This window comes from Ectopseudomonas composti (assembly GCF_900115475.1).
Classification (GTDB): domain Bacteria; phylum Pseudomonadota; class Gammaproteobacteria; order Pseudomonadales; family Pseudomonadaceae; genus Aquipseudomonas; species Aquipseudomonas composti.
Window position 1 is genome coordinate 248473 of sequence record NZ_FOWP01000004.1, and the last position, 22192, is coordinate 270664.

At 62.3% G+C, this 22192-nt stretch carries 22 protein-coding genes; 7 read left to right on the top strand and 15 right to left on the bottom strand.

Features of this window, described 5'->3' with window-relative positions; genetic code table 11:
- Nucleotides 1-2: 2 nt before the first annotated feature.
- A complete protein-coding gene (locus BM059_RS09595; protein ID WP_074938240.1) occupies nt 3-647 on the top strand; it encodes a hypothetical protein in 645 nt (214 codons plus the stop codon).
- 71 nt (nt 648-718) lie between these two features.
- Here BM059_RS09595 and BM059_RS09600 read toward each other — a convergent pair whose 3' ends face one another.
- The 8 genes from BM059_RS09600 to BM059_RS09635 form a co-directional block, all read right to left on the bottom strand.
- Nucleotides 719-1300 (bottom strand): superoxide dismutase, encoded by a 582-nt coding sequence (locus BM059_RS09600; RefSeq protein WP_003462535.1) that lies wholly within the window; start codon nt 1298-1300, stop codon nt 719-721.
- A 243-nt stretch (nt 1301-1543) separates the two neighbouring features.
- The gene (locus BM059_RS09605) at nt 1544-2875 is read right to left on the bottom strand and encodes a DUF58 domain-containing protein (RefSeq protein WP_074938242.1); all 1332 of its coding nucleotides are present in this window, start codon (nt 2873-2875) and stop codon (nt 1544-1546) included.
- Nucleotides 2872-3906: an AAA family ATPase gene (locus BM059_RS09610; RefSeq protein WP_037003174.1), complete on the bottom strand. Its 1035-nt coding sequence runs from the start codon at nt 3904-3906 to the stop codon at nt 2872-2874. The genes BM059_RS09605 and BM059_RS09610 overlap by 4 nt, the downstream gene beginning before the upstream one ends.
- Complete coding sequence (locus BM059_RS09615) at nt 3903-5084, bottom strand: DUF4350 domain-containing protein (protein ID WP_074938244.1); 1182 nt, start codon at nt 5082-5084, stop codon at nt 3903-3905. Before BM059_RS09615 ends, BM059_RS09610 begins: the two co-directional genes overlap by 4 nt.
- Entirely contained in the window at nt 5081-6667 is a 1587-nt protein-coding gene (locus tag BM059_RS09620) for a DUF4129 domain-containing protein (protein WP_074938246.1), read from the bottom strand. The genes BM059_RS09615 and BM059_RS09620 overlap by 4 nt, the downstream gene beginning before the upstream one ends.
- Nucleotides 6654-7634, bottom strand: coding sequence for a stage II sporulation protein M (locus tag BM059_RS09625; protein ID WP_074938248.1), 981 nt, complete (start codon nt 7632-7634; stop codon nt 6654-6656). The genes BM059_RS09620 and BM059_RS09625 overlap by 14 nt, the downstream gene beginning before the upstream one ends.
- Nucleotides 7631-8356, bottom strand: coding sequence for an RDD family protein (locus BM059_RS09630; RefSeq protein WP_074938250.1), 726 nt, complete (start codon nt 8354-8356; stop codon nt 7631-7633). The genes BM059_RS09625 and BM059_RS09630 overlap by 4 nt, the downstream gene beginning before the upstream one ends.
- Nucleotides 8357-8445: 89 nt before the next feature.
- A complete protein-coding gene (locus BM059_RS09635) occupies nt 8446-9204 on the bottom strand; it encodes a DUF975 family protein (RefSeq protein WP_074938252.1) in 759 nt (252 codons plus the stop codon).
- 183 nt (nt 9205-9387) lie between these two features.
- Here BM059_RS09635 and sbcB point away from each other — a divergent pair, with 183 nt between their 5' ends.
- Nucleotides 9388-10833 (top strand): exodeoxyribonuclease I, encoded by a 1446-nt coding sequence (gene sbcB / locus BM059_RS09640; protein WP_074938254.1) that lies wholly within the window; start codon nt 9388-9390, stop codon nt 10831-10833.
- Between the two features lie 234 nt (nt 10834-11067).
- Here the strand turns inward: sbcB and mvaT are convergent, their stop codons facing one another.
- A complete protein-coding gene (gene mvaT, locus BM059_RS09645) occupies nt 11068-11442 on the bottom strand; it encodes a histone-like nucleoid-structuring protein MvaT (protein WP_037003183.1) in 375 nt (124 codons plus the stop codon).
- 300 nt (nt 11443-11742) lie between these two features.
- On the opposite strand from mvaT, the gene purU reads away from it, so the two are divergent.
- The 3 genes from purU to BM059_RS09660 are packed head-to-tail and all read left to right on the top strand — an operon-like array spanning nt 11743 to nt 13255.
- A complete protein-coding gene (purU, locus tag BM059_RS09650) occupies nt 11743-12594 on the top strand; it encodes a formyltetrahydrofolate deformylase (RefSeq protein ID WP_074938256.1) in 852 nt (283 codons plus the stop codon).
- 45 nt (nt 12595-12639) lie between these two features.
- The gene (locus BM059_RS09655; protein WP_037003186.1) at nt 12640-13065 is read left to right on the top strand and encodes a CBS domain-containing protein; all 426 of its coding nucleotides are present in this window, start codon (nt 12640-12642) and stop codon (nt 13063-13065) included.
- A 10-nt stretch (nt 13066-13075) separates the two neighbouring features.
- A complete protein-coding gene (locus BM059_RS09660) occupies nt 13076-13255 on the top strand; it encodes a hypothetical protein (RefSeq protein ID WP_074938258.1) in 180 nt (59 codons plus the stop codon).
- A 198-nt stretch (nt 13256-13453) separates the two neighbouring features.
- On the opposite strand, the gene BM059_RS09665 is transcribed toward BM059_RS09660, so the two are convergent.
- Nucleotides 13454-15331, bottom strand: a complete 1878-nt coding sequence (locus BM059_RS09665) for a methyl-accepting chemotaxis protein (protein WP_074938260.1) — start codon at nt 15329-15331, stop codon at nt 13454-13456.
- A gap of 157 nt (nt 15332-15488) precedes the next feature.
- Between BM059_RS09665 and BM059_RS09670 the strand changes: the two genes are divergently transcribed.
- Entirely contained in the window at nt 15489-16973 is a 1485-nt protein-coding gene (locus BM059_RS09670) for a helicase HerA-like domain-containing protein (RefSeq protein WP_074938262.1), read from the top strand.
- A gap of 48 nt (nt 16974-17021) precedes the next feature.
- Here BM059_RS09670 and BM059_RS09675 read toward each other — a convergent pair whose 3' ends face one another.
- Nucleotides 17022-17240, bottom strand: coding sequence for a hypothetical protein (locus BM059_RS09675; RefSeq protein ID WP_037003192.1), 219 nt, complete (start codon nt 17238-17240; stop codon nt 17022-17024).
- A 241-nt stretch (nt 17241-17481) separates the two neighbouring features.
- The gene (locus BM059_RS09680) at nt 17482-18357 is read right to left on the bottom strand and encodes an aldose 1-epimerase (RefSeq protein ID WP_074938263.1); all 876 of its coding nucleotides are present in this window, start codon (nt 18355-18357) and stop codon (nt 17482-17484) included.
- Nucleotides 18358-18464: 107 nt separating this feature from the next.
- Between BM059_RS09680 and BM059_RS09685 the strand changes: the two genes are divergently transcribed.
- Entirely contained in the window at nt 18465-19220 is a 756-nt protein-coding gene (locus tag BM059_RS09685) for a FadR/GntR family transcriptional regulator (RefSeq protein ID WP_037003194.1), read from the top strand.
- A gap of 130 nt (nt 19221-19350) precedes the next feature.
- Here BM059_RS09685 and BM059_RS09690 read toward each other — a convergent pair whose 3' ends face one another.
- The 3 genes from BM059_RS09690 to BM059_RS09700 all read right to left on the bottom strand — a co-directional run bounded on the left by BM059_RS09690 (nt 19351) and on the right by BM059_RS09700 (nt 22157).
- A complete protein-coding gene (locus BM059_RS09690; protein WP_074938265.1) occupies nt 19351-20256 on the bottom strand; it encodes an EamA family transporter in 906 nt (301 codons plus the stop codon).
- A 93-nt stretch (nt 20257-20349) separates the two neighbouring features.
- Nucleotides 20350-21630 carry a TRAP transporter large permease gene (locus BM059_RS09695; protein ID WP_037003196.1) on the bottom strand — a complete coding sequence of 427 codons (1281 nt, stop codon included), beginning with the start codon at nt 21628-21630 and terminating at the stop codon, nt 20350-20352.
- Entirely contained in the window at nt 21630-22157 is a 528-nt protein-coding gene (locus BM059_RS09700; protein ID WP_037003197.1) for a TRAP transporter small permease, read from the bottom strand. Before BM059_RS09700 ends, BM059_RS09695 begins: the two co-directional genes overlap by 1 nt.
- Between the last annotated feature and the right edge of the window lie 35 nt (nt 22158-22192).

The window sequence follows — 22192 nt, forward strand, 5'->3', positions numbered from 1 at the left end:
GGATGAGATTGAGTCTGCGTCGTCGCGCGATCTACACCGGTCTGGCCGGACATTTCTCGGATGAAGAGGTCTGGCCACTGCTGGCGTTGTGGGAGAACAAGTACGCGGAGCAGCCACCGTTCGCTCTCAATGAGTTTCTCGCCGAGGTGGTGCTACGTACCGAGCGCAAGCTCGAACGGGCACGGCTGTATCGCGAGTTGGTGGGGGCCCTGACCGGGCCACCTGCGCAGTTGCTGCCTGACCCGGAGGAACAACTGGCCGCCTGGCGCCAGGGGCGCAATGAGGCCGTGCGGCAAGTCGCGACCCCGGACAGCGCCGCGCAAACGACTTTCCTGGCCCTGAGCCAGGCCTTGCAGGAGCAGCTCGATAGTGCCCAGCAGGCCGCGCTGAGGCGTTTTGCCGCCGGTAATCTGTCCGGCATGGGGGTGAGTTCCGAGCTGTCGACGCGCTTGCGTATCTGGCTGGAGCAAGGGGGTGGCGACGGCGTCGCCAGTCTCGGGCTGGAGCAACTGCGCAAGCTGCTGAACCTGCTCTATATCGGGCTCTGTGAGTTCCTCGGACCGGTGCGTGCCGACCGCGTACTGAGCCAGGCGGTCAACCGTGTGGAGGAGCAGGGGGCGGAGTTTTCACCGCGCAGATTGCTCTAGCTGCGCAGACATGATGCAGAAACGAAAAACCCGGCCATGAAGGCCGGGTTTTCGCATTACGGGGCTGAGATTCAGGCCGCGTAGTTCTGGGCGACGAAGTCCCAGTTCACCAGGTTCCAGAACGCCTCGACGTACTTCGGACGCAGGTTGCGGTAGTCGATGTAGTAGGCGTGTTCCCAGACGTCGCAGGTCAGCAACGGAGTGTCGCCGGAGGTCAGCGGGCAGCCAGCGCCGATGGTGCTGGCCAGGGCCAGGGAACCGTCAGCTTTCTTCACCAGCCAGCCCCAGCCGGAACCGAAGGTGCCGATGGAAACCTTGCTGAACTCTTCCTTGAACTTGTCGAAGGAACCGAAGGCAGCGTTGATGGCGTCAGCCAGGGCGCCGGTCGGCTGGCCACCGCCGTTCGGCGACAGGCAGTTCCAGTAGAAGGTGTGGTTCCACACCTGAGCGGCGTTGTTGAAGATGCCGCCCGAGGAAGTCTTGACGATTTCTTCCAGGCTCTTGCCTTCGAACTCGGTGCCCGGCACCAGGTTGTTCAGGTTCACGACGTAGGTGTTGTGGTGCTTGTCGTGGTGGAACTCGAGGGTCTCGGCGGAAATGTGCGGCTCGAGGGCGTTCTTTTCGTAAGGCAGCGGCGGCAATTCAAAAGCCATGGTCTATCTCCTACTCAGGTCGTGTGCGGTATGCGCAAGGCCGATCACGGGCGGCCTATGGGCGGCGTCGAGTTTGTACTCTTTGCGCCGCAGACTCGGGATCATAGCACCCGGCCACGGCCATAACCACGCAACATCTGTGTGGGAAAGCCGGTGCCAGGGCCTCTGCAGCATTGGCTTCGACAAGCAGAGGCGCCAGCAGTTGCTTCTTTCGGCGCGGTCTTGCCGAAACACCAACGGACCTTAAAGTGCGCCGGCCTTCTTCCAGGCCAGATAGCTGCTGACCAGCTCCGGGCCCAGTTCGCCCGGACGCGCGTCGAGTACTGGCACGTCGTGGGCGGCCAGGCGCTCGTGTAGGTCGGCGCGGGCGTTGAGGTAGTCCAGCGTGCCGCAGTAGGCCAGGGCCTGATCGAATTGCTCCACGGGCGTTTGCCGCAGACGATCGAGTGCTTCCTCGCGCAGGCTGGCGATCAGCACGCGATGCTGGCGTGACAGGCGGCGTACGGCAGCGAGCAGATCCTGATCGTCCTCGTCGCGCAGGTTGGTCACCAGCACCACCAGCGAGCGACGCCGCTGGCGTGCAAGCAACAGATCGGCTGCGGCGCTGAAGTCGGCCGGTTGTTGGCTGGTATCGAGGTCATACACGGCGTTGAGCAGCACGTTCAGTTGAGCAGGGCCCTTGACCGGTGCCAGGTAACGCGACTGGTTGCTGGCGAAGGTCGCCAGACCGACGGCGTCGCCCTGGCGCAGCGCCACGTAGCTGAGCAGCAGGCAGGCGTTGAGAGCGTGGTCGAAGTGCGACAGCTCGTCGTCCTGGCTGCGTATGCGCCGGCCGCAGTCGAGCAGGAAGACGATATGCTGGTCGCGTTCGTCCTGGTACTCGCGGGCGATGGGCATGCGCTTGCGGGCGGTGGCCTTCCAGTCGATCTGGCGCAGGGTGTCGCCATCACGAAATTCACGCAGTTGGTGAAACTCCAGGCCCAGGCCACGGCGTTGGCGTTGGCGCACGCCCAACTGGCTTAGCCAATCGTCCACGGCCTTGAGCTGCGCACCGTAGAGACGCGCGAAGTCCGGGTAGACGCGGCTCTCGTCAGGCAGTGGCAGCAAGCGCTTGGCCTGCCACAGGTGCAGCGGGCTGGGCAATTGCAGCTCGCACTGGGCAAAGTGAAAGTGCCCGCGGATCAGCGGTTTCAGGCGATAGCTGACGCGCGTCTGCTGGCCAGGGTGCAGGGTGATGCGCTGCGGCAGAAAGTCGAAAGCCATGCCTTCAGGCACATGGTCGAAGACCTCGATTTGTTGCGTCTGGGTGAAGTCGTGATGGGCGATCAGGTGCACCTCGCTCCAGCGCCCGAGCGGCAGGTTGCCCGGCAATACGCGCTCCAGTCGTGGCGAGCGCTGGCGACGCAGCCACAAGGCATCGACAGCGGCGACCAGCAGTATGGTCAGCAACAGCCCCCAGGCCAGCGACGTCAGGCTGTCTGCCAGGCGTATGCCGAGCAGGGGCAGGGCGCCGAGCAATACGGCAGCGGCGAACAGGCCGCCGAGCAGCCCGAGGAGCAGGCGCGAAGGTTTCATAGGCGCGGTGCCGGCACCTGATCGAGCAGCTGTTGCAGGACCTGGTCCACCGACAGGCCTTCGATATCCAGCTCCGGCGCCAGGCGCACGCGATGGCGCAACACCGCCAGCGCGCAGCTCTTGATGTCATCCGGCAGAACGAAGTCGCCGCCACGCAGCAGCGCGCGCGCACGGGCACCGCGCACCAGGGCGATCGAGGCACGCGGCCCGGCGCCCATGGCCAGGCCCGGCCAGCTGCGGGTGGCGCGGGCCAGGCGTACGGCGTAGTCGAGCACTTGGTCATCCAGCGGCAGATCGCTGGCGATCTTCTGCAGCGCCAGCACGTCCTTGGCCTGCAGCAGGGTACGCAGCGGGCTGACTTCGAGCATGTCGGCCTTGGCCGAGCGCGTCACCTGACGCACCATGTTCAGCTCTTCGTCCTGCTGCGGATAATCCATGCGCAGCTTGAGCATGAAGCGGTCCAGCTCGGCTTCCGGCAGCGGGTAGGTGCCTTCCTGCTCGATCGGGTTCATGGTCGCCAGCACCATGAATGGCAGCTGTACCGGCAGGGCGCGGCCTTCCAGGGTCACCTGGCGCTCCTGCATCACTTCCAGCAGGGCGGCCTGGGTCTTGGCCGGTGCGCGGTTGATTTCGTCAGCCAGCAGCAGGTTGGTGAACACCGGGCCCTTGCGCAGCTTGAACTGCTCGCTCTGCATGTCGTACACGGCATGGCCGGTGACATCGCTGGGCATCAGGTCCGGGGTGAACTGGATGCGTGCGAACTCGCCGCCGAAACAGCGCGCCAGTGCGCGCACCAGCAGGGTCTTGCCGAGCCCTGGCACGCCTTCGACCAGCACATGGCCACCGGCGATCAACGCGGTCAGCACATCGTCGATCACCGCGCTCTGGCCGATCACGGCCTTGCGTAATTCGGCACGCAGGGCCTGGGCCAACTGGCTGGCACGCTGGCGCTGCTGCACCTGCGGATTGCTCGGCGCGGCAGCTGGAGTGTCCTGCACCGGCAGGTTGTCGTTCTCGGGGGTCTCGCTCATAGGGCATTCCTGAGGGTTTGCAGGTGGGCGACCTGGCGGGTGAAGTCACTGGCGGATAGGCGCTGCGGCGGCAATGGGCGCATGGCCTGGCTGATGTCCTTGGTGGGCAGGCGGGTCAGGCGAGCGAGAACCTGCCATTGCTCGGCGACGGCGAGTTTCTCGAAGCCGGGATGACGGCGCCGGGCGCGGCGATTGATGTCCTGCTGCAGGCCTTTGAGCAGGCTGTGCTGACCACTGCGACGGAGCAGGAAGTCGGCACTGGCGCGCAGGTGTTCTTCGAGCTGACGACGGGCACGACTGGCCGGCGCCAGCAGCGGGCCGTGGCGCACGCCGACGTGCCACAGGGTGGCGATGATCAACAGCGCCAGCACCAGCAATGCCAGCGGGAAGTGGCGCAGCAGCAGGCGGGCCAAACCGTCACTGTCGGCGTAGTAGAGCAGGGTCACCGCGCTGTCCTGGCTCAGGTACCAGAGCAGCCAGGCGTGGTCGTATTCGTTGATGCTGCGGTTCTGCCAGATCCATGGGTCGCTGAGTACGGTGATCAGGCCGTCGCCGTGGTACAGCTGCAGCAGGTGCGTGGCAGAGTCGCTGTTGGCCCAGGCGTGCGCCCGGTTCTGCGCATCGTATAGGTGGAAGTCGGTGTCGAAGGCGATGTAGGCCGGGGCCTGTTCGTTTTCCAGATAGAGTTTGGTGAGTTGCGGGTAGGCTTCGCTCGCTTCGCTTTCTGGCTCGGGCTCACTGGCTTCTTCGTCGTCGAGATCGTCACTCATGTATTGCTGGATGCCGAGCAGATCGAGCAGCAGGTCGCCGCTCTTACCTTCCTCTTCATCCCACAGGCGTTCGGCGATGAACAGCAGATGACCGCCATTGGCCGTCCATTGCAACACGCGTTCGACCTGGCGCGGCGTCATGTTGCCGCGGTCAGCCAGCAGCATCAGGGTCTGCCCCTCGCTGGGCAGGCCGTCCAGCACCTCCAGGCCTTCGGCGCGGCGGGCGGCGATGCCCTGTTTGCGCAGGAAGTGCTCGGCAGCCAGGTACGGGCTGCTGGCAACCTCGGGGGAAGGGCCGTGCTCGACCACGTCGTCATAAGGTTCGAGCTTGCCCAGCACATAACTGGCGAACAGCCCCAGGCCCAGCAGCAGAGCCATGCTGAGGAGGAAGCCGGCGCGCCGACTCATGCCGCACGCTCCTGGCCGAACAGGCTACGCCAGCCCTGGCACAGGCCCTGACGCGACGACTCGGCAGGCAGGCGATGACCATAGGCCAGCGCCTGCCAATGCAGGGTGAGCTGACGACTGTAGTTTTCCAGATTCTGCTGCCCGAGGTCGGTGACCAGATGCAGCACTTCGCCTTCGGTGTGCGACTGCTTCAGCGGCAGGCGATGCTCGTGCAGCAGGCGGCTGAGCAGTGCGCGGTAGAGCAAGCCCAGTGCAGCGCGAGGTTGCTCGGCCCAGAGTCGCTCGGCTTCGCTGGCGACATCATCGGGTAGCGTCTCTGGCGCCAGTTCCAGGCCGAACAGTTGTTGTGGTGCGGCCGGCCTGCGCCGCGTCGGCAGGCCGATACGTTCGCCAAAGGCCTGCAGCCACTCGCGGTAGCGCCACAGGACGAAGACCAGCAGCGCGGCCAGGGTCGCCCATAACAGCACTTCGAATATCTGTGCGACAACGTCCAGGCTCTTCCACCATTCGCCCAGCTTGAGCAGGTTCTTGAGCATGTCGAGGAACGCTTCGACGTCTTCCGGCTTGGGTTCCTCTGCGGGTTTCTCTTCGCCCAGGCGCCAGCGTGTCACGGTTTCGCGGTGCTGGAAGGGCGGTTCGTCAAGCAGTGCTTCGATGCTTTCACGCGCGGCCTGGCTGCTCAGTTGCTGCTTGAGCAGGCGCGGTGCATCAGGGCCTTGCGGGTCAGCCTGCTCGGCTTCTTCGCTGGCAACTGGTGGCGTGTCGGCCCATGCAGCATTCGGCACCTGCGTCAGCAGCAGGGCGCAACCGAGCAACAGCGCATAGGCGCTGCCGGTCAGGCGCTGGCGCAGGCGGCGGAAGGTCAGTTCGATATCCCAGGCTTCCAGGGCCGTGCGGCGGTTGAGGTAGAGAGTGAAGCCGCAGGCGACGTAGACCGGCTCCCAGAGGATCAGCAGCAGCACGTAGAGCAGATTGGACAAGTGCTCCAGCCACATCCACTGGCCACTGCCTGCGGCAAGCAGGCTTTCCCAGGTCCAGTTCAGTTCTACCTGTTGTGGCAGCATCAGATAGAACAGGGCGGCAAGGCCCATCCACAGGGCGATTTCCAGATGCATGCCGACCAGGGTCAGCCAGGTGGCCGCCGCGCTGTCACGCTGGCCGAGCACCACCAGGCGTTGGCTGCGTGCCTGGCCGGCCAGGCCCTCCAGTTGCAGCACGGGCAGATCGAAGCTGCGCGTCGGGCTCAGCCGACGCCAGGTCAGGCTGGCCAGCAATTGCGGTCGCAACAGTTTTGGCAGGGCGCGCAGGGCCTGTTTCAACGAGGGTGTGTTGCCGAACAGGGCGTGCGAAAGGATGTACAGCGGCAACCGCTCATAGGCCGGTTTGAGCCACCAGAACAGGAAGATCGCCCAGCCTGGATACTGCCAGAGCAAGGCGCAGAGCAGGCCGAACAAGGGGATCGTGACCAACGCCCAGCTGGCCATTAACAGGCCGGCGTGACGACGGGCGAGCAGCACACCGAGGTCGATGGCTTCCCAGGCGCTGCGCGGACGGATGGCGACGCTGGCTTCAGTCAGGCGCATGCTGCCTCCGGCCGGCCAGCAGCAGATAACTCAGCACCAGTAACCAGAGCCCGGCACCGACGGCGTACTTGATATTCGGGCTGGCGAAGGTGGTGGAGGACCAGAACGCTTCGATGAAGGCGGCCAGCAGTAGGAACAGGATCACCCCGCACACCAGCTGAATCGCCTTGCCTGCGGCCAGGCGCAGGGCTTCGCCACGAGGCCGGCGGCCAGGGGCCAGCAGCGCCCAGCCGAGCTTCAAACCTGCTGCACCGGCCAGGGCGATGGCAGTGAGCTCGAAGGCGCCATGACCGATGACGAAGGACCAGAATGGCTCGCCATAGCCGATGCGCGTCAGGTGGCCCGCCACTGCACCGATCATCAGGCCGTTGAACAGCAGGAAGAACAGGCTGCCGAGCCCTAGCAGCAAGCCGCTGGCGAAGGTCTGAAAAGCGATGCCGATGTTGTTCATGATGTAGAAGCCGAACATCACCCAGTCATCGCCGGAGCCGCGTTCGCTGAAGCGCCCGAGTCGACGGGCGTCGGGATCGTACATGCTTTCCATTTCAGTGACCTGGTCGGGGCTGACCAGGCTGAAGATCAGCTCGGGATAGAGGTAGGTCAGCAGCCCCATCAACGCCAGGCTGCCGAAGAACAGCAGGCTGGCCACGCACACGCTACGCCATTCACTGCGTACCAGGCGTGGGAAACCGCCGAACAGAAAACGGATCAGTTGCGCGGCAAGGTGGCTGCGATGACGGTAGAACTGCTGGTGGCCACGCATCGCCAGTTGTTGCAACTGGTCGATCAGGTGACTGCTGTAACCGCGAGCCTGGGCCAGGGCCAGGTGCTGGCAAAGCTGCCGATATTGGGCGGCGAAACCCTGGGAGGCTTGCGCGTCTGCCTTGCCGCGCTCGAGTGCTTCGAGCTGGCTGCCGAAGGCATCCCAGTCCGCCTGATGGCGACTTTCGAACAGGCTCTGCTTCACGGGGCGCTCCCCAGCAGGCCATGGGCGATGCCATTGATGCGCGGCTCCGCCTGCTCGGCCGGCACTTGCAATGGCTCGGCCAGTAGCGTTGCCAGTTCGGCTCTACGCGCTGCGGACAACTGGCTGCCACGCTCGGCAAAACTGAGGATGGCGCGTTGTTCGCTGAGGCTGAGCGGGAAGGGCGTTGGCAGGGGGTCGGCATCGGCGAGCTGCGGTTTGCTCAGCGGCGCATCGCGATAGACCACCAGCGTGCCGGCGGCGATATCGCCGAGGCGCTTGAAGGCGGGGTGGTTCAGGCAACTGATGATGCCCAGGGTGTAGCCGAACGGCAGGATGTCGACGAAGCGCAGCAGGTTGCGGGTCAGTGATGCGGCCCAGCCGATCGGCGTACCGTCATCGTGCACCACGCGCAGGCCGAGCATCTGCTTGCCGGGGGAGCGGCCCTGGTTGAGCACCTCGAACAGCACCATGTACCACCAGGTCACGAGAAACAGCAGGATGGTGCCCAGGCCCATGCCGAACTGACCGAGCAGCCCGAGAACGATGAACACTACCGCGAGGATCAGGCCACGGATGGCCAGGTCGATGGCGAACGCCAGAGCACGCGGGACCAGCCCGGCCGGTCGCAGATGCAGATCGATACCTTCCGGCGTTTCGATCTGATAGCGAGTATCCAGGGGCGACTGGTGGGACGAAAGGCTGGCGCTTGAGCGTGAGGGCATCGGCGGACTGCATCAAAGAAAGCCCGATGCTAGCGAGCAGCGGGCCACGAACGCAACCGGGCCAGCGAACTGGCCCGAGTCTCGTCGGCTTATTGGGCGGCAGGCAGTACGCCGAAAATGGTGCGATACAGCACGCCCATGGCCACGACCATCAGCGGAATGCTCCACACCAGACCAATACCCAGCGGAATGGCACTGATCATGACGATCAGGCCGAGCAGCAGGAACAGGCCGAAGACCTTGAACCAGTGTTGGGTAATGGCCTTGCGCGAGGCTTCCAGAGCCTGCCAGGGCGACAGGCCGCGTTCGACCACCAGCGGAATGGCCAGTAGGTAGGCAACGGCCAGATAGATACCGGGGATCAGCAGCAGGATCATGCCGAGGTAGATCAGCAGCATCATCACCACGGCGGTGATGATCAGCGGTACGGTGCGACCGAAGTGGCTGAAAATTTCGTTGAAGTTCAGCGGCTGGTCGGCGGCGCGGCGAATACCGACCATGTTGATGCCGGCCATGAAGGGGTAGGCCAGGGCCGATGCCAGCAGCGAGATCACGATCTCGCCGGCGAACATGATGAACAGGTTGTCGCTCAGTGCGCTGAAGATACCGACGATGCCGCCGAGGATGAAGGTGGCGGCCAGCAGCACCACGTAGAACACCAGGAAGCCACCAATGATGATGCCTTTGGTGCCCTTGACCTTGCTCCAGGATTCGCTCAGCAGGTCGCCGATACTGAAGTCATAGCCGCGTGCCAGAGCTTCTTCGATGCTCGGCACCTGGTTGTTGGAGGTCGGTTGCAGGTCGCTGACGGGAGCGGTATAGGGATTGGGGGTGATCGCGTCACTCATGGTTGCATCCTTGTAAGTAGAGTGGGGTGTCCTGCCAATGCTAGTGGTTACGGCGCTCGCCCCACAAGTGCGGCGCGCCTGGCGGTATAGCGGCTGTGCGCTGGTTCATGTTTTGGCCCGGGCGGCGAGCCCGGAGGCGGATGATAGACTGCCGGCAACTTTACGTCAGGTACGGAGCCGCCCATGACTTCCAGCATCTTCTGGTACGACTACGAGACCACCGGTATCAATCCGCGTTGTGACCGTCCCCTGCAGGTGGCGGGTATCCGTACCGATGAGGCGCTGAACGAGATTGGCGAGCCGCTGAACATCTATTGCCGTCCCAGCGATGACATCCTGCCGCACCCTGCTGCCTGCCTGGTGACCGGGATCGACCCGCAGCGCCTGCAGCAACTGGGGCTGGATGAGGGCGAGTTCATGACCCGCGTGCATGCGGCGCTCTCGGCGCCGGGCACCTGTGGCGCTGGCTACAACAGCCTGCGCTTCGATGACGAGGTGACGCGCTACAGCCTCTATCGCAACTTCTTCGACCCCTACGCGCGCGAGTGGCAGGGCGGCAACAGCCGCTGGGACCTGATCGATCTGGTGCGCACGGCCTATGCGCTGCGTCCCGAAGGCATCGAGTGGCCCGAGGAAGAGGGGCGGGTCTCGCTCAAGTTGGAGCGGCTGACCCAGGCCAATGGCATCGATCATGGTCAGGCGCACGACGCGCTGTCCGACGTGCGCGCCACCATTGGCCTGGCGCGTCTGCTAAGGGATCGGCAGCCACGGCTCTACGACTTTCTCTATCAACTGCGCAGCAAGCAGCGGGTCATGGACCAGATTCGCCTGCTACAGCCGTTGCTGCATATCTCCGGGCGTTTCTCCGCGGCGCGCCATTACCTGGCGCCGGTGCTGCCGTTGGCCTGGCATCCGCGCAACCGCAACGCGCTGATCGTCTGCGACCTGCAGGCCGATCCATCGCCTTTGCTGAACCTGGATGCCGATACCCTGCGTAGTCGTCTCTACACGCGCCGCGAGGACCTCGCCGAGGGTGAGGCGCCAGTGCCGCTGAAGTTGCTGCATATCAATCGCTGTCCGGTGGTAGCGCCGCTCTCGGTATTGCGTGAGGCGGATCGCCAGCGTCTGCAACTGGACTGGTCGAGCTGCGAGCGCAATGTCGAAGCGCTGAAGAATGAACAGCCGTTGTGGCAGGACAAGTTGGCGGCTATTTACCGTGAGGAAGACTTCGCCGGTAGTCATGATCCCGAGCAGCAGCTTTACGATGGTTTTATTGGCGATCGTGATCGTCGGTTGTGTGAGCAGGTGCGTAGTGCTCAGCCCCAGGCATTGGCCAGCGACAAGTGGCCGTTCGACGATGCGCGACTGCCAGAGTTGTTGTTTCGCTATCGGGCACGCAATTTCCCCGAGAGTCTGTCAGCCGCCGAGCATCAGCGTTGGACGGACTTCTGTCGGCAGCGTCTGAGCGATCCAGAATTCGGTGCGCCGAATACCTTGGCGCAATTTCATGTGGCGCTCGAACAGTTGCGCACTGACTGCAGCCCAGCGCAATTGCAACTTCTTCAGCAATGGCAGGCGTATGCCGAGCAACTGCGGTCGCGTTTCGCCGTGAATACGGCCGGCGTTTAATCGGGCAGGAGACCGCCATGGCGATGGATGAGGACCATGCTGTTTTCGGAACGTTGTAAGAAACGTGAAGGGGGGAACTTTTCTTTTTGCTGCCGGCTGGGCAGTGCTCAGATTAATTGAGCGCGGCAAGTCTCGGCACAAGACATTGCCCAAAACTGCTTTCTCGGTCGATGCAGGAAAACATAAGCAATAAAAAACGCCAGCATGGCTGGCGTTTTCGGTGTCGCTCAGGTGTTAGCCCAGCAGCGTGGCCCAGCCTTCGACGACATCGGCGCCCCACTTGGCTTTCCACTCTTTCAGGGTCTTGTGGTTGCCGCCTTTGGTTTCGATCACTTCGCCGCTGTGCGGGTTCTTGTACTGCTTCACCTTGCGTGCGCGCTTGGTGGCGGCCGGCTTGCTGGCGCGTGCGCCTTTGGCAGTTTTGGCCTCAGGGTCGAGCAGGGCGATGATGTCGCGCAGCGACTTCTGATATTCGCCCATCAGGGTGCGCAGCTTGCCTTCGAATTCCAGTTCTTTCTTCAGCTTGTCGTCTTGCGACAGGTTCTTCAGACGCTCTTGCAGTTCCTTGATGGCTTCTTCTGTAGCGCGGTATTCATTGATCAGCGACATGGGCATTACCTTGGCGTGAATAAATCGGAGGAGTGAACAGTGGCGTAATAATAGTCACGCACTTATAGCAAGTAAACAGCGAGCCATGAAATAACTGCAGTGCAATGCAACCCTTTGTGTCGCACGCGCCTGAATTAAATTGGCAGTTGCAACTCGCTCATGAAGTTTTCAATGCGCGTTAGTCGTGCACTTTCTATCCGTTCGGCCGTGGCCTTGAAAGGTGCGTCGTTGCTGCAGTTTTGCCGGCATATCGTTAGAATGGCCGACTTTTGCGCCGCTATTGGCATTGGGGTTTTAGTCATGCGTACGTTCAGATTGGTCATCTCCTGCCCTGACCGCGTCGGCATCGTTGCCAAAGTCAGTAATTTCCTCGCCACTTATAACGGCTGGATTACCGAAGCCAGCCACCACTCCGATACGCAGAGTGGCTGGTTCTTCATGCGCCATGAAATTCGTGCCGATTCCCTGCCGTTCGACCTGGACGGTTTCAAGCAAGCCTTCTCGCCGATTGCCCGTGAGTTCTCCATGGAGTGGCGCGTCACCGACTCGGCACAGAAAAAGCGTGTGGTGCTGATGGCCAGTCGTGAGTCGCACTGCCTGGCTGATCTGTTGCACCGCTGGCACAGCAATGAGCTCGACTGCGAGATCCCCTGTGTGATCGCCAACCATGACGACCTGCGCAGCATGGTCGAGTGGCATGGCATTCCGTACTTCCATGTTCCGGTCGACCCCAAGAACAAGGCGCCGGCCTTCGCCGAGGTGGAGCGTCTGGTCAAGGAGCATCAGGCCGATGTCATCGTCCTGGCGCGCTACATGCAGATCCTGCCACCGGCGTTGTGCGCCGAATTCGCTCAGCGTGTGATCAACATCCATCACAGCTTCCTGCCGTCGTTCGTCGGCGCCAAGCCCTACCACCAAGCCTCGTTGCGCGGCGTGAAGTTGATCGGCGCCACCTCGCACTACGTGACCGAGGAGTTGGACGCCGGCCCGATCATCGAGCAGGACGTGGTGCGCGTGACGCACCGCGACGATATCGAGGAGATGGTGCGCCTCGGTAAGGACGTGGAGAAAATGGTTCTGGCCCGTGGGCTACGCTATCACTTGGAAGACCGAGTGTTGGTGCACGACAACAAGACGGTGGTGTTCGACTGATCTTGCGGTGTGGGCCGACTCGATGCCTGTCACAGGAGAACGCCCATGCTCAAGTCCATCAAGGTGCGCGACTACATGACCCGCCATCTGGTGACGTTCAGGTCGGATACCGATCTGTTCACTGCCATCAACCGATTGCTGGAGCACCGTATTTCCGGCGCTCCGGTGGTCGACTCCCAGGGCCACCTGATTGGCCTGTTGTCGGAGGGTGATTGCTTGCGTGGCATTCTCTCTGGCGCCTACTACGAAGCCACTGGTGGCAACGTCAGCACCTACATGACCACCGAGGTCGAGACCGTCAGCCCGGAGGCGGACATCATCGATCTGTCGGAACGTTTCCTGCGTGGGCGGCGTCGGCGCATGCCGGTGATCGAGAACGGTCGTCTGGTTGGTCAGATCAGCCGTCATGACGTGCTTCGCGCAGTCAAGGAATTCGCCCAGCATGAGCAGGGCGAGTTGAGCGTAGGCTGAGGAGGCGGCAATGAGCGATCCGTTGGACAAGGCGACCTCCAAGGCGCCGCCGACATTGGGAGAGGGCTGCGTGCGGCGTTACGATCCCGACGCGTTGAGCGAAGAGGATGGTACCGAGTTCGCCGAGGCGGCCGAGTTGTGGCGCCAGTTGCAGGAACAGACCGAAGACAAACCCGAGCACGAGCGATAAAGAAGAAGGGCACCGAGACTCATGCCCGATCAGATGAGACGTAATGTCTGGCGCGGATGGCCTTTGTAGGGTGCGCCGTGCGCACCAATGAAGGTAACGTCGGCATTTCGGTGCGCACGGCGCACCCTACCTATACCCGTATCCTGACGCTTGACTGACTGGCATTAGCGCCGAGGCGCCCGTTTCGTTGCCGGTGGGTTAGATGCGGAAACTGTCGACCAGTTGCTTGAGGCGCACGGCCTGTTGCTCCAGATCGCCGCAGGCGCGCAGGGTGGCCTGCAGGTTTTCCACACCTTCCTGGTTGAGGGTGTTGATCTCGATGATGTCCATGTTCAGCGACTCGATCACCGAGGTCTGCTCTTCGGTGGCGGTCGCGACCGACTGGTTCATGCCATCGATCTCACCGATACGCGCGGTCACCGTGCCCAGGCGCTCACCGGCCTGGTTGGCGATCTCCACACTGTCCTCACTGTAGCGCTGGCTTTCGGTCATGGTGGTGACCGACTCGCGTGAGCCAACCTGCAGCTCCTCGATCATCTTCTCGATTTCCTGTGCCGACTCCTGGGTGCGGTGCGCCAGGTTGCGCACCTCGTCGGCGACCACGGCGAAGCCGCGACCGGCTTCACCGGCGCGGGCCGCTTCGATGGCGGCGTTGAGCGCGAGCAGGTTGGTCTGCTGGGAGATGCTCTTGATCACTTCGAGAATCTGGCCGATGTCCACGGTCTTGCTGTTGAGCATTTCGATCTTGGCGCAGGCGTCGCTGATCTTGTCCGAGAGCTCGCTCATCGAGCGGATCGCCTGTTGCACGACCTTGCCGCCATCTTCCGCCTGATGGCGAGCATCCGAGGCCTGGTTCGAGGCGTCGGCAGCGTTGCGGGCGATTTCCTGCGCGGCGGCACCGAGTTGGTTGATCGCCGCCGCCACGCTGTTGGTGCGGCTGGCCTGTTCGTCAGAGTTGGCCATCGACGAGTTGGAGGCATTGACCACCAGCTTGGCCACTTCGTTGACTTGCACCGTGGCGGACGACACCTCACGGATGGAGCTGTGGATACGCTCGACGAAGCGGTTGAAGGAACTGGCCAGCGCGCCGAATTCGTCGTTGGATTGAATCGCCAGGCGCTTGGTCAGGTCGCCTTCGCCCTGGGCGATGTCCTCCATGGCCTTGCCCATGGTGTTCAGCGGCTGCATCAGCACGCGGATCAACAGACCGAGCAGGGCGATGATCAGCACCACAGCAATTACCGTGGCGACGATGGCCGAGGTGCGAAATTCGCTGAGCATCGAGTAGGCCTTGGCTTTGTCGATGGACAGACCGATGTGCCACTTGACCGAAGGCAGCCCCTGCACCGGGGTGAAGGTGAGAATGCGGGTGTCGCCATCGACTGACACTTCGCTGAATGCGTTGCTGATGCTCGGGGTGTTCTGCGGGTAGATATCCTTGAGGTTCTTCATCACCAGGTTCTTGTCCGGGTGTACCAGGATCTTGCCGTCGGCGCTGACCAGGAAGGCATAGCCGATGCCGTCGAAGTCCAGTGCATTGATGATGTTGACCAGAGTTTGCAGGCTCAGGTCGCCACCGACCACGCCAGCCGGGCGTGCCGGGGTGGCGATGGTGATGATCAGCTCACTGGTGGCCGCGTCGACGTAAGGCTCGGTCAGGGTAGTGCCACCGGCGGCCAGGGCATCCTTGTACCAGGGGCGGCTGCGTGGGTCGTAGTCGGCGGGCATCTGCTCGTCCGGGCGCATGGTGAAACCACCGCTCTCGGTGCCCAGATAGGTGAAGGCGAAAGAAGAAGTCAGTGCCTTTTGCTCCAGCAGCTTGACCACGCGATCCGTCTCGCTGTCATTGCTGATCGACTGCGCCGCGCTTTCCACCAGCAGAATGCGCCCGGATAGCCAGTTCTGAATGTTGCTGGCCGTTACGTTACCCATTTCCTGCAGGTAGCTTTCCAGGTCCTCGCGGATGGCATTGCGTTGTAGATAGTCGTTGTAGAGGGTGAACAGCGAGAAGGCGGCGATCACCACCAAGGACGCTGCGAGCAGAATCTTGTGGCTGAACTGCAGGTTTTTGGTCATGTTGTCTTGCGTCCGAATGGCTCTGGAACCAGTCTTGTGTTCCACGACGGCGCTTGAAGGGCGCTTGTGTGGGCTGTTGCGGCAGGTGGAATAGCTACTTGCTCTGCTGTTTGTGTCGGCATATCTGCAGTAAAGCTTTAACCCAGGGGATGGCAAGATGCCTTTGAATTCACAGTTCGTATTGGGTGCTGGCAGTGATGGTCAGGCGGTTGGTCAGCCATTACGTCTAGCGAACCGTCACGGCCTTATTGCGGGCGCTACCGGCACCGGCAAGACAGTGACTTTGCAGCGATTGATCGAGACCTTCAGTGACGCCGGGGTGGCAGTGTTCGCCGCCGATGTCAAAGGCGACCTGTGTGGTCTTGGCGCTGTCGGCATGCCGCAAGGCAAGGTCGCCGAGCGTATCGCCAGCATGCCCTGGCTGAATCACCAGCCGCAGGCGTATCCGGTGACGCTGTGGGACGTACATGGCCAGAGTGGCCATCCACTGCGTACCACGCTCAGTGAGATGGGGCCGCTGCTGCTCGGTGCGCTGCTCGAGCTGACCGACAGTCAGCAGGCGGCACTCTATGCGGCGTTCAAGGTGGCTGACCGCGAAGGTCTGCTGCTGCTCGACTTGAAGGACCTGAAAGCACTGCTCGGCTACCTCAAGGACAATCCGCAGGTGTTGGGTGAGGACAGTGCACTGTTCACCAATACGTCCGCGCAGGCGCTGTTGCGTCGCCTGGCAGGGCTGGAGCAGCAGGGCGCCGAGGCCCTGTTCGGCGAGCCGGCGTTGCAGCTCGAAGACCTGTTGCATCCTGATCGCGATGGCCGCGGCCGCGTGCACCTGCTCGATGCCACCCGCCTGGTTCACGAAGCGCCAAAGGTGTATGCAACCTTCCTGCTGTGGCTGTTGGCTGAGTTGTTCGAACAACTGCCGGAGCGCGGTGACGCCGACAAGCCGGTGCTGGCGTTGTTCTTCGATGAGGCGCACCTGCTCTTTCAGGGCACGCCGAAGGCGCTGCAGGAGCGGCTGGAGCAGGTGGTGCGGTTGATTCGTTCCAAGGGCGTCGGGGTGTATTTCGTCACTCAGTCGCCAGGCGATCTGCCGGACGACGTACTGGCTCAACTTGGTCTGCGCATCCAGCACGGCTTGCGTGCCTTCACTGCCAAGGAGCAAAAGGCCTTGCGTGCGGTGGCTGATGGATTTCGCCCGAACCCGGCGTTCAGCACGCTGAATGTGCTCACCGAACTGGGGATTGGCGAAGCATTGGTGGGTACGTTGGAGGAAAAGGGCACGCCGGCCATGGTTCAGCGCGTGGCCATCGCCCCGCCGCAATCACGCATCGGCCCGTTGAACGAAGCCGAGCGAGCGGCGCTGGTGCGTCAATCGCCCCTCGCCGGTCGTTACGACAAACCCATCGACCGCGAGTCGGCCTACGAGCTGCTGACTGCTCGTGCGGCGCAGGCAGCCGCCGAAGCACCGGCGCAAGTCAGTACCAAGACCAAGACAGCAACGCAGGATCAGGGACTTGGGCAGATGGCGGGCGAGTTGCTCGGCGGCGCGATGAAAAGTGCCATGCGCCAGGCGGCCAATCAACTCGGTCGGCAACTGGTGCGTGGATTGATGGGGTCGCTGATGGGAGGCAAGAAGCGTTGATGTCACTTGCAGCCGCGTTTTACGCGGCTGCAATACCCGCTCAGGAGCTTATTCGCACTCGTTGGCCGCTTCTTTCTTTTCCTGGCGCTCTTTTTCGATCTTCTCGATTTCTTTATCGAACGCCTGATCGAGCAGGCTGGGTCTCTTGCGCCAGGGTTTGCGATCGGGGTCTGGTTGAGCGGCGTAGGTGATGACTTCTCCGCCGTATACATCCTTGTAACGCTGCGCCTGGCGCTCGAGTTCGGCGCGCAGTTCGTCTTTCGTCACGGGTTTTACCTGTCGGTTGTGATCGATACACAGAATAGTGGGAGCGCCACGTTTAACCGTTGCGCCTGCAGTCGATCTAGGGTGTTTGCCTTGGGTGGCAGGGAGAAAGTTCGTAAAGCTTCGTGCTTTACATCGTTCTCTTTTCTCTTCGGTTACTTATCTGTCAGTAACTTTTTTCCGAGAAAAGTTGCATGGTGCAACTGTTGCGTATTATCACCAACGCCATTCGAATGTCTAGTGATCAACCGGCAAGCGCCTGATAACGCAGGGTGAAACTCATCTGACAACTTTGTCCCTGTGCCAGCAATTGCAGTCCAGGCCGACCCGGCAGATGGTGGGCGTTGACCGGGTGAGTGACGGGCTCGAAACAGAAGAAGTGCTGCGCTTCTGGGCAGAACAATAGAAATATATCGCTGCCCTGGGCTTCGCAGACGAGCTGATAGCCAGCGTCCGCTTGAATGATGCGAGCGCTGCCTGGCCATTGGGTAAAGGCATTGTCGACAAGTTGTTGCGGCAGCAAGGTAGGCTCTTCGAAATTCCAGTGTGCGGGTAGCCCGCTGCAATGGCTGGACAGTTTGTCTTCGCCACATAACCAGACACCACCTGCTTGTGCCTGCAAGCGCGTATGCGCGGTCCGTGGCAGATAGGGATGAAAGCCAAGGCCATACCAGGCGGCCTGCGCGCCGAGATGGGTGGCGTGTAACGTCAGGCGCAGGCAGCCGTCAGATAGTCGTACATGGAGGTTGGCGCGGTAGGGAAAAGGCGATTGGCATTCCAGCTGCAGGTTGGCGCTGTCTGATGTCATGTCGACTACCTGCCAGGATTGTTGCCAGGCACTGCCGTGTATCGGCAGGGGCTCATGCTCGGTGTTGGCGCTCAGCGCTTGCCAGCCTGCGGGTGTAGCGAAACCACCGCCGCCGATACGATTGGACCAGGGCAACAAGGGGTAACAGGCCAGGCGCCGAGGATTGGCGGCGGCCAGCGCCTGTTCGTCGTTATGGCGAAGAAGCGGCAGGCCGTCGCTCAGGCGCACCCAGTTGACCAGACTTGCGCCCAGTTCCGGAGCAAGGGTCAGTTGTGTCAGGCTATCGCGCAGAGTCAGCAGAGTCGTTGGCATTTGGCGCTCCGAGGGCTGTAATTGTCGGGAATTCATAGTGTCATCGTACAACTGCTAGGCTATCATTACTGCAAAGCCTCAAGTCTTAAGTCGAGAACTCGTCCGCCATGGAAATGCAAAACGCTCAACCTCGTGCTCGTCGCAAGCACCGCAGCCTGGCTCAGGAGCTGGTAGCCGATCTGTCGCAGCGCATTCGCGATGGGCTGATCAAGCGCGGCGAGAAGCTGCCGACCGAGTCGGCGATCATGGAAGAGCAGGGCGTCAGCCGTACCGTGGTGCGCGAGGCTTTGTCGCGGTTGCAGGCAGCTGGCCTGGTGGAGACCCGTCATGGCATCGGCACCTTCGTGCTGGACACGCCCAGCGCTAGTGGTTTTCGCATCGACCCGGCGACCATCGTCACCTTGCGTGATGTGCTGGCTATTCTCGAACTGCGTATCAGCCTCGAAGTGGAGTCTGCCGGGATGGCGGCTCAACGCCGTACCGATGTGCAACTGAAGGCCATTCGTGAGGCGCTCGATGCCATCAACGAAAGTGCCGCGCATGCCAGTGATGCGGTGTCTTCGGACTTCCACTTCCACCTGCGCATCGCCGAAGCCACGGGTAACCGCTACTTCACCGACATTCTCAGCCATCTGGGCACCAGCATCATTCCGCGTACCCGGGTCAATTCCGCCGGCCTGGCGCGTGACGATCAGACCCATTACATGGCGCGCCTGGAGCGCGAGCACGAGCAGATTTTCGAAGCCATCGCGCGGCAGGACGCCGAAGCGGCGCGTGCAGCCATGCGCCTGCACCTGACCAACAGTCGCGAGCGCCTGCGCCAGGCGCATGAAGCGGCCGAGGCCGAAGCGCTGCACGGCTGAAACGCCTTGCATACACTCGGCGGCCTTGGGCCGCCGAGTGCGTTTTGGTGGTGAGAAAAGTTGGGCGTGCATGGGTTTGGCTGGCTGTTTCAGGCGCAGTCTTGCCAGTGCAGTCAGTTTCAAGGGCCTGTTAGCGGCGATAGGCCAGGGCGACGATGCCGCCAACCACGATAAAGCCGCCGATCACCTGCAACGCTTCCAGAACCTGGCCCAGAACCAGCCAGCCGAGAACCATGCCGGCCACCGGTTCCATGTTCATCACCGGCGCGTTACGCGCGATGTTCAGACGCGGCATGCAGATGAACAGGGTGGAAAAGGCCGCGCCATAGAGCAGCACCAGGCAGGCCAGGGCGATCCAGCCAGCACTGGCATTCGGCAGGCTCAACCCGCCAGGAATCAGGCCGCTGGCACCGAGCAGGGTTGAGGTGCTGAACACCACGGCCAGGGTCAGCATGCTGCGTACCGAGCCAGCCATTTTGGAAAGACGGTTTTCGGTGATCCACAGTGCTACGGCAAATACGCCGGCAGCGGTCAGGCTGAACAGAATCCCGACGATCCATTCGCCATCCGGCGCAGCGCTGCCAGTCAGTCGCCCGGCAATATCGAGGACCAGCACCAGGCCGAAGAGGATTACGCCCATGATGGCCAGTGCTTGCCGGGTGGGTGCTGCACCACCGAGTGCCCAGGTAAGCAGTGCCAGCAGGATCGGCGACAGGTTGACCACCAGCAGCGCCAGGGCCACGGGAATGCGCGCCACGGCCGAGTAGATGCAGAAGCTTTGGATGGCGATCAGCAGGCCCAGCAAAATCTGCCAGCCCCAGGTGGCACGACCCAGCTTCAGCGATTCACGCCGCCACAGCACCAGCGCGATCAACGCCAGCAAGGTCACGCCAGCGCGCGCCAGCATGGCCAGTAGCAGCCCGGTGTCGTGGTCGAAGGCGATCCGCGCAGCGATGTGGTTGCCGGCGAACGAGCAAGCCAGTGTGGCAAGGATCAGGACGGCGATGTGACGCGGAAACGGGGTGGAACCTTGCATGACGAAATCCTGTTGTCATCGCCTGAAAATCAGGCCCTAAAGCAAAACGCCGCCCGATTGGGCGGCGTTGTCGTTCAATGCCCGGGTTTGCTGTCAGAGCACGACGCTCGGCAGCCACAGGGAAATGGCTGGGACGTAGGTCACCAGCATCAGTACCATGAACAGTGCCACGTAGAACGGCAGCAGTGCCTTCACGGTGTTCTCGATGGTGACCTTGCCGATGGCGGCACCGACGAAGAGCACAGCACCCACGGGCGGAGTGATCAAACCGATACCCAGGTTGACCAGCATGATCATGCCGAAGTGTACCGGGTCTACACCGAAAGAGGTGACGACAGGCAGCAGGATCGGGGTCAGGATCAGGATCAACGGCGCCATGTCCATCAGCGTGCCCAGCACCAGCAACATGAAGTTCACGCACATCAGGATCACATAGCGGTTGTCCGAGAAGGTCAGGAACGCGGTGGTGATCTTCGACGGAATCTGCATCAGGGTCATGATGTAGCCGAAGCTGGCGGCGAAGGCGATCAGGATCATCACGATCGACAGCGTGCGCACGGTGCGGTGCAGCATCTTCGGCAGTTCACGCCACTTGTAGTCGCGGTAGATGAACATGGTCACGAAGAACGCCCAGACCACCGCCACGGCTGCCGACTCGGTGGCGGTGAACACGCCACTGAGGATGCCGCCGAGAATGATGACCATGGTCATCAGGCCCCACAGTGCTTCGACGCAGATCTTCAGCGCCTGGCGCAGCGGAATCACTTCGCCCTTCGGGTAGTTGCGTTTCTTGGCGAACCACAGGCACAGCGCGGCCATGGTGAAGCTGAGCAGCAGGCCCGGGCCGATACCGGCGACGAACAGCGCGGCGATGGACACCGTGCCGCCAGCTGCCAGCGAGTAGATCACCGAGTTGTGGCTGGGCGGGGTGAGCAGCGCTTGCACCGAGCCGGAGACGGTTACCGCGGTGGAAAACTCACGCGGGTAGCCTTTCTTTTCCATTTCCGGAATCAGTACCGAGCCGACCGAGGCGGTATCGGCCAGCGACGAGCCGGAGATGGCGCCGAAGAAGGTCGAGGCAGTGATGTTGACCAGCGACAGGCCGCCGCGGACGAAACCGACCAGCACCCCGGCGAACGCCACCAGGCGTCGGGCCATGCCGCCTTCGGCCATGATCGCGCCAGCGAGGACGAAGAAGGGGATGGCCAGCAGGGAGAATTTGTTCACGCCGCCGGCGATCTGGATCATCACGGCGTGCAGGGGAATCTCGATCCACCAGGCGCCGATCAGGGTCGCCAGGCCGAGGGCATAGGCGACCGGGACGCGCAGCAGGATCAGGGCAATGAAGCTGCCCAGCAGAATGGCGGCATCCATTACACGGACTCCTTGGAATCTTCGCAGTTCTCGTAATCGACGACGCGACGTTTGTGCTGGTCGCCGTAGAGCAGTTGTTCGAGGACGAACAGCAGGGTGATCAGGCCGCCCAGGGGGATGGGTGCGTAGCTGATACCGACACGCATCCAGGTCAGCGTGCTGAGGTACTGGTTCCAGGTGGCGACGCACAGCTTGTAGCCCCAGATCAGCATGAACAGGGCGATGGCGCCCATGGCCAGGCGTACGAACAGGGTGAGGAAGGGCTGAGCCACGTCGGGTAGGCGATCACTCAGCACCTGCACGGCCATGTGCGCACCGGCGCGATAGCTGGCGGCGGCGCCGACGAAGGTGAACAGCACCATCAACAGGATGGCGATGGGTTCGGGCCAGCCCAGGCCCTGACCGAGTGCGTAACGGCTGAACACGCCCCAGGGGATGATCAGGGCCATGATCACGATCGCCAGGCCGGCGGTTGCGATACAGGCGCGGTAGATGACGTCATTGACGCCCAGAACCAGGTTTTTCATGAGACTTCACCGGTTGCGCGGCGCTGGCGAGAGCC

Bases quoted from the DNA above. Each gene is read 5' to 3' on its own strand.
- BM059_RS09615 (WP_074938244.1), bottom strand. From the start codon at position 5,084: ATGAGTCGGCGCGCCGGCTTCCTCCTCAGCATGGCTCTGCTGCTGGGC.
- BM059_RS09680 (WP_074938263.1), bottom strand. From the start codon at position 18,357: ATGCCAACGACTCTGCTGACTCTGCGCGATAGCCTGACACAACTGACC.
- BM059_RS09690 (WP_074938265.1), bottom strand. From the start codon at position 20,256: ATGCAAGGTTCCACCCCGTTTCCGCGTCACATCGCCGTCCTGATCCTT.
- BM059_RS09635 (WP_074938252.1), bottom strand. From the start codon at position 9,204: ATGAGTGACGCGATCACCCCCAATCCCTATACCGCTCCCGTCAGCGAC.
- BM059_RS09670 (WP_074938262.1), top strand. From the start codon at position 15,489: ATGCCTTTGAATTCACAGTTCGTATTGGGTGCTGGCAGTGATGGTCAG.
- BM059_RS09685 (WP_037003194.1), top strand. From the start codon at position 18,465: ATGGAAATGCAAAACGCTCAACCTCGTGCTCGTCGCAAGCACCGCAGC.
- BM059_RS09620 (WP_074938246.1), bottom strand. From the start codon at position 6,667: ATGCGCCTGACTGAAGCCAGCGTCGCCATCCGTCCGCGCAGCGCCTGG.
- BM059_RS09610 (WP_037003174.1), bottom strand. From the start codon at position 3,906: ATGAGCGAGACCCCCGAGAACGACAACCTGCCGGTGCAGGACACTCCA.
- BM059_RS09605 (WP_074938242.1), bottom strand. From the start codon at position 2,875: ATGAAACCTTCGCGCCTGCTCCTCGGGCTGCTCGGCGGCCTGTTCGCC.
- BM059_RS09600 (WP_003462535.1), bottom strand. From the start codon at position 1,300: ATGGCTTTTGAATTGCCGCCGCTGCCTTACGAAAAGAACGCCCTCGAG.
- BM059_RS09665 (WP_074938260.1), bottom strand. From the start codon at position 15,331: ATGACCAAAAACCTGCAGTTCAGCCACAAGATTCTGCTCGCAGCGTCC.
- BM059_RS09700 (WP_037003197.1), bottom strand. From the start codon at position 22,157: ATGAAAAACCTGGTTCTGGGCGTCAATGACGTCATCTACCGCGCCTGT.
- BM059_RS09595 (WP_074938240.1), top strand. From the start codon at position 3: ATGAGATTGAGTCTGCGTCGTCGCGCGATCTACACCGGTCTGGCCGGA.
- BM059_RS09660 (WP_074938258.1), top strand. From the start codon at position 13,076: ATGAGCGATCCGTTGGACAAGGCGACCTCCAAGGCGCCGCCGACATTG.
- BM059_RS09695 (WP_037003196.1), bottom strand. From the start codon at position 21,630: ATGGATGCCGCCATTCTGCTGGGCAGCTTCATTGCCCTGATCCTGCTG.
- BM059_RS09655 (WP_037003186.1), top strand. From the start codon at position 12,640: ATGCTCAAGTCCATCAAGGTGCGCGACTACATGACCCGCCATCTGGTG.
- mvaT (WP_037003183.1), bottom strand. From the start codon at position 11,442: ATGTCGCTGATCAATGAATACCGCGCTACAGAAGAAGCCATCAAGGAA.
- BM059_RS09630 (WP_074938250.1), bottom strand. From the start codon at position 8,356: ATGCCCTCACGCTCAAGCGCCAGCCTTTCGTCCCACCAGTCGCCCCTG.
- sbcB (WP_074938254.1), top strand. From the start codon at position 9,388: ATGACTTCCAGCATCTTCTGGTACGACTACGAGACCACCGGTATCAAT.
- purU (WP_074938256.1), top strand. From the start codon at position 11,743: ATGCGTACGTTCAGATTGGTCATCTCCTGCCCTGACCGCGTCGGCATC.